This is a genomic window from Bacillota bacterium (genome assembly GCA_033549065.1).
GTDB lineage: Bacteria > Bacillota > Dethiobacteria > DTU022 > DTU022 > JAWSUE01.
Map to the genome: position 1 here is coordinate 1 of JAWSUE010000029.1, position 4,461 is coordinate 4,461.

At 44.5% G+C, this 4,461-nt stretch carries 3 protein-coding genes and 3 pseudogenes; 3 read left to right on the forward strand and 3 right to left on the reverse strand.

Translation table 11 applies throughout. The features are described from left to right. Positions 1 to 232 (reverse strand): annotated as a pseudogene (locus tag SCJ97_11460) (DUF6444 domain-containing protein). A 523-nt stretch (positions 233 to 755) separates the two neighbouring features. Between SCJ97_11460 and SCJ97_11465 the strand changes: the two are divergent. Together SCJ97_11465 and SCJ97_11470 are read left to right on the forward strand one after the other, a co-directional pair. Continuing rightward, the gene (locus tag SCJ97_11465) at positions 756 to 2,006 is read left to right on the forward strand and encodes an MFS transporter (GenBank protein ID MDW7740650.1); all 1,251 of its coding nucleotides are present in this window, start codon (positions 756 to 758) and stop codon (positions 2,004 to 2,006) included. Positions 2,007 to 2,538: 532 nt separating this feature from the next. Continuing rightward, positions 2,539 to 2,697: pseudogene (locus tag SCJ97_11470) on the forward strand (DUF6431 domain-containing protein). Between the two features lie 86 nt (positions 2,698 to 2,783). Here the strand turns inward: SCJ97_11470 and SCJ97_11475 are convergent. Then, a complete protein-coding gene (locus SCJ97_11475) occupies positions 2,784 to 3,002 on the reverse strand; it encodes a hypothetical protein (GenBank protein MDW7740651.1) in 219 nt (72 codons plus the stop codon). A 31-nt stretch (positions 3,003 to 3,033) separates the two neighbouring features. Here SCJ97_11475 and SCJ97_11480 point away from each other — a divergent pair, with 31 nt between their 5' ends. Beyond that, a complete protein-coding gene (locus SCJ97_11480; protein MDW7740652.1) occupies positions 3,034 to 4,059 on the forward strand; it encodes a DDE-type integrase/transposase/recombinase in 1,026 nt (341 codons plus the stop codon). Between the two features lie 109 nt (positions 4,060 to 4,168). Here the strand turns inward: SCJ97_11480 and SCJ97_11485 are convergent. After that, positions 4,169 to 4,390: pseudogene (locus tag SCJ97_11485) on the reverse strand (integrase core domain-containing protein). Between the last annotated feature and the right edge of the window lie 71 nt (positions 4,391 to 4,461).

Genomic DNA, 4,461 nt, shown 5'->3' on the forward strand with positions numbered 1-4,461 from the left:
GCCGGCATCCACAGCACTCACAGTCGGTGACCCGGTGAACAACCACATGGTCTGGATTAGCCGACATTTCCAGGGTTTTGCCTTTACGACCTTTTTGGCCACCAGGCTTTTTACCGCTTTTCTTACGCTGACTCTTTGGTTTGATAAATTCATCGCTGGAAGGTGGTTTGCTACTGTTACTGCTGTTTTTATTCAAACGGTCTTCTAACTCTTTGACTCGCTCTTCTAACTGGGCCAACTGTGCAGAAAGCTTGATGTTGGTTTCCATAGTCGAGATGAGTAGTTTGTAGGTTGCTTCCGGCCCGGAGTTATAGATGCTTAAAAATTGATAGTAGTTCAACGCAGTCCACCTCCTCTTTCAAAGATGGAAGCTTTATGACATATGACCCGAGATGCCTTGATTACAGCGTTTTTTATCATGTATTGATAGTACCATGGATAGCATGAAAAGTACAGACATTTTCTGGTTATTTCAGAGAAATATTCGATTGTTAAAGAACTGCTTGCTATGCTAACTCGTTAAGGGTGAGTAGTTACATAATTTGTAACTACTTTAGATTTTTTGCTTATGATTAATTTAGATATACTCGATTGTTATAAATGTTAATATGTAGCATCTAAGCAAAGTATTACCTATTATGCGTACTGGCATCATCAATGGTTTTGCAAGGCAAGTATAAAATAACTGTGATGAAATGGACATGCTATGTTCTTTATCTACGCAGTTTTTTAGAATAAATAGGAGTATGCAGAGCTTGATAATTACTAAGAATAATAATAGGACGAAATATAATCTTGATTTATTATTTCTGATTATCTTAATTTCTATACCATTTACATTATTTAATTTTAACCACAATGGTTTTCTTGGATTGCTTCCCTTGATCCGGGAGGAATTTACTTTAAATAGGACTCAGATTGGCTATTATTCTACACTCTTTTTCATTAGTTCTGCGGTGGTTGCTGTATTCGCGGGTACAATTGTCGATAAAATAGGTTCACAAAAGAGCATGCTTCTTGGCGTTGGAAGCATGAGTTTGATGATGGTCTTCTATGGTTTATCGAATTCATATAACATGCTATTGGCCTTCGCTTTTTGGGCAGGTCTTAGTTCCTGCTTGATTACTCCTTCAATTAATAGAGAAGTAAGGGCAATCACTATGCCTGAAAATCGGGCAAGTTTTATGGGTTTAATACAATCAGGTTTCGGTTTCGGTGGTATAGCAGGGGCTAGTTTATTGCCCATAATTGGAGAAACAATTGGATGGAGATATACAATACAACTTTCTGCTGTTTTCACTATGATTATTGCTTATGTAGTATATAAGTTGCATTGCAAACATGTTAATAATTACTATCAAGTAGTTAATCGGTCAGGAATATATATAAAACACTATGGAAAAAATAAATTTATAAAGGATAATTTTTTACCTCTGCTGGCTAATAAGTCTTTAATGAAGCTATGTTATATTGGCCTGATATTCGGGGCTGCCACCAGTGTTATATTAACCCACTTGGTAGTTTATCTTTCTGGAGATCTGGCAATCAGTTATAGAAACGCCGGTATAGGATTTGGTATTTTCCAACTTGGAGGAATTGTCGGCCGGCTAACCTGGGGTTTACTATCGGATAAATTATTGGGATGTAATCGACGAAAAACTCTTTTATTCGTTGGTCTTGCTGCAGGGGTCATATTCCTATTATTCGGTCTTTTGTTATATTCTTCCAGAAGCAACCTGACCACTGTTTATATTTTTTTATTTACATTAGGTTTGATAGCATATGGATGGAACGGTGTACATCTGATATCGATAGGAGAACTTGCGGGAGATGAACGCATTGGCATTGCTACTGGGCTATCTGTCATTTTTACCAGAACTGGCATGTTTATTGCCCCACCATTATTTGGGTTTATTGCAGATTATAGAGGCAATTACCAATACAGCTGGCTAATTTTCGGGGTCTTTATTATTTTGCTCTCAATTTGCATAATGTCTCGTGAATAGTTAAATGATTACTCAGATGATAAAGCTGTTAATTTCGTCAACTGCCATGCGATCCAATAACACTGGCTGAATTTGGGTATATCGGAAAAGTAATGATCGATTAACTAAACTGAACTTGCCACCTTTGGTTGGCAGGATAGGTAAAGCACTGCTTTTCGTCATACTAAACAGTTTTGTTGATGCCCTGGATGATACCTATTTTTTTGTGCGTAAAGTCATTTAACATGATTTATATTTATCAAGGATCAAATTAAATTGGAGTAGTGCTATTGTACCCGCTACCCCATTAAGCCCGAAAGTTGATGGTATTGCCTGTCCAGAATTAGCCGGATATAATGGCCATATAATAATTTAGAGAAAGGAAAGACGCCTCGGTAGATGTACTGCCGTGGTCGGCAACAGTACTGGAGGCGTCCCCAAAAGAATATGGTTATTGTATCAAAATATCAGCTGATTGAAAACCCCACCCGGGGTGTTTTTTGTTAGGAGCGGAGAGCAGCATTATTGCCCTTGCTGTGGTGGCAGCCTGATTGTGTTTGGCAGCCGGAGAAGGATCTTTATCGATAGCGCGGGGGAGCGTGTGGTATTAATCATCCGCAGGCTCAAGTGCAAGGAATGCGGGCGAGTCCACCACGAACTGCCCGACATCCTGGTCCCCTACAAGCGCTACAGCAGTGAGAGCATCGAGGCGGTCATAACCGGAGCGTCAGCGCTAAATGTGGCGGCTGATGAATCAACGATCAACCGCTGGAGATCCTTGTTTTTCACCCTGGCCGGTTACTTCGCAGGCGCCCTGCTCTCCATTGCTGCCAGATACGTAAAAAATGCTGTGGACCAGACGCCAGATCTCCCCGAGTCTCCGCTCCAAAGAATCTGGCACCACGTAGGCGACGGGACCGGCTGGCTGGCCAGGGTTGTCCGCCCGGTGGCAAACGCAAATTTATGGTTGCAGACCCGTTCTGCATTCCTGTCCGCCTGAGACTGCCTTAAACTCATGTTAAACCCCGCCCCTAAAGGAGGAATTAACATGAGGGACCAGAAAAAGGCTGAAGCGATTGCCACAGAACGCCTTAAGCTGATCTCACCGCTGCTGGCCGAAGGGCTCGACCCGGCCAAAGCCAGGCAGCTCAAGGACCAGATCTGTACCCAGACCGGCATCTCGGAGCGAACCATCCGCAGACACATGGCTAAGTACCACAACGAAGGCTTCGCTGGCCTGAAGCCCAAAGGCAAAGCGCAGGTTACCAAAGAAGCCATCGCGCCTGAGCTTCTTGAACAGGCCATTTTGCTGCGCCGCGAAGTGCCCGGCCGCAGTATCGCCCAGATTATCCAGTTTCTTGAGTGGGAAGGGCTGGCTAAGCCGGGCCAGATTAAACGCAGCACCCTGCAGGAGAAACTGGCCCAAAGGGGCTACAGCACCCGCCATATGAAACTCTACGCCTCCTCCGGCATAGCAGCCCTGCGCTACCAGAGGAAACACCGCAACCAACTTTGGCACTCAGATATCAAGTATGGGCCAAGGTTACCCGTCGGCCCAGGCGGGACCATGAAGCAGGTCTATCTGGTGCTCTTCCTTGACGATGCCACCCGCTTTATTATCCACGGAGAATTTTACCCCACTTTAGACCAGGTCATCGTCGAAGACTGCTTCCACCAGAGCATTTTAAAATACGGGCGACCCGAAAGCGTCTACTTTGACAACGGCGGCCAATACAGAAACAAGTGGATGAGCCGGGCCTGCGCCATCATGGGAATTCGGCTTCTTTTCGCCAGACCTTATTCACCGGAGAGCACGGGCAAACCGGAGCGCTTTAACCGGGTCGTGGACTCATTTTTAAGCGAAGCGGCCTTAAGCAAACCCCAAACACTAGCTGAGCCGAACAAGCTCTTCTGGGTCTGGCTTGATGAGTGCTACCAGAACAAACCCCACAGTGCCCTGGAAGGCAAGAGCCCGGCGGCCGTTTACCGCGGCGACAAGAAAGCGCTTAAATTCTTAAGCCCGGAAACAATTAAGGCTGCTTTCCTGCACTGCGAAGGCGCCCTGACCCCTTAATTTTGGACAATTAAGCACTTAACATTAGACCTTTCACACTTTCACTCATAATTTCGTTATAATATTCCAACGGTGGCCGATATCCAATACCAGAATGAATCCTTATTTCGTTGTAGTAATTCATGAAATCGGTAACGACCTGGGAAGCTTCGGCAAAGCTTTCAAATTCATGCATCCTCAAACAATCTTTTTCTAAAATACTGTGAAAAGCTTCGATATGAGCATTACTGTTCGGGCTGTTAATAGGAATCCTCTCGTGTTCAATGCTTAAGCGTTCACAGGCCATTTCAAAAGCTATGCTGATAAACTGGGGCCCGTTATCTGTACGAATCACCACCTTTAAGGCAGAGCGCTTTTTAACAGCCCTGGCCAGAATATAGGCTGCATCCCTGCCCGTGCAGG